1 protein-coding gene is annotated in these 1,248 nt (G+C 41.3%); it reads right to left on the bottom strand.

The features are described from left to right. Nucleotides 1-31: 31 nt before the first annotated feature. Nucleotides 32-1,203 (bottom strand): IS3 family transposase gene (locus ACSFVZ_RS20450; RefSeq protein ID WP_435559515.1). Its coding sequence is split into 2 segments (ribosomal slippage): nucleotides 32-930 and nucleotides 930-1,203, totalling 1,173 coding nucleotides; the frame shifts between segments, so codons are not numbered across the junction. Between the last annotated feature and the right edge of the window lie 45 nt (nucleotides 1,204-1,248).

Here is a 1,248-nt window from a genome sequence, read left to right as displayed (position 1 = left end):
TGATCTGACCCCGATAAAGTAGACACGGGGTTTAATTAATTTGTTCGTACTGCATGGGACTTTTATACCCTAGGGTGCCATGCCTTCTTACTGAGTTGTAGTATTTTTCAATATAAAAATACGTTTGTGTTGTCATTTCACTACGACTCAGTTCATTTAAGTTCTTTATCCACTCCTTTTTATACTGCGCGAAGAAGCTTTCTGAGCATGCGTTATCCCAGCAGTTACCTTTTCTAGACATACTCACTGTGACACCTCTATTAGTTAACCACTTCACTGTTTCCTTTGCGACATACTGAGCTCCTTGGTCTGAATGAAAGAGCAAGTTCGAACCATCAGGTTTGCGTGCTGACCATGCTTTTCTCAGTGTTTTAATAACTAACTCGGCGTTGTTTATCCGGCTTGTTACCCAGCCAACAACCTTACGAGAATACAAATCAAGGATGACGCACAAATACTGCCAACCATCTTTACAGCGTACTTGTGTGATGTCTGATACCCACACAGTATTTGCTGTCTTCACATTAAACTGGCGTCGTAGTAAGTTACTCGCTTTGATTGTACCTTCTTTCTTCGCGCGACTTGTATAGCGTCTCTTACCTGATTTTGAACGATAGCCAACGCTTTGTAAAAGTCTCTGCACACGCCCTTTACTGCAATCAAAACCATGTGCTACCGCTGCCTCCCATAGTTTTCTATAGCCAGGGATACAGTGCTCCTGGTCGCTAATGTGCTTTAGAAACTTAAGTAACGAACTGTTCTCTTTATGGCGTGTGCTAGGTAATTGCTTTAACCATTTATAATACCCAGCCGGCGACACAGATAACCAACTGCATAACTTCTTCACTGTGCGTTTGGCATCTGTGACCTTGTGGATATATTCGAACCTTATTCTTTTAGGCTGTCGAAGTAGACCTTCGCCTTTTTTAAAACGTCATTCTCCAACTGAGCATCTTCGAGTTGCTTCTCAAGCTTGCGAATTTGGCGTTCTAAATCTGTGTATGACTTGTCAGGGCCTTGGTTCTTTAATGGCTTTGCTGTTTTCTTCTTCGAGGTCATATGACTTCTCCAACTTGATAGCATGTCAGGATGAATTCCGTATTTATTCGCGACCATCTTAACTGTATCTGTGGTGTCTAACGACTCTTGAACGACTTTTATTTTAAATTCGAGCGAATGTTTACGATATGGTTTTACTTTCATGATTACTGACTCCAAAAAGGTGTCTACTTTTATGGAGTCAGATCA

It is taken from the genome of Pseudoalteromonas nanhaiensis (assembly GCF_051235485.1).
GTDB classification, from domain to species: domain Bacteria; phylum Pseudomonadota; class Gammaproteobacteria; order Enterobacterales; family Alteromonadaceae; genus Pseudoalteromonas; species Pseudoalteromonas lipolytica_C.
Note: the sequence above shows the minus strand (reverse complement) of the source record. Positions and strands in the feature narration are given on the sequence as shown.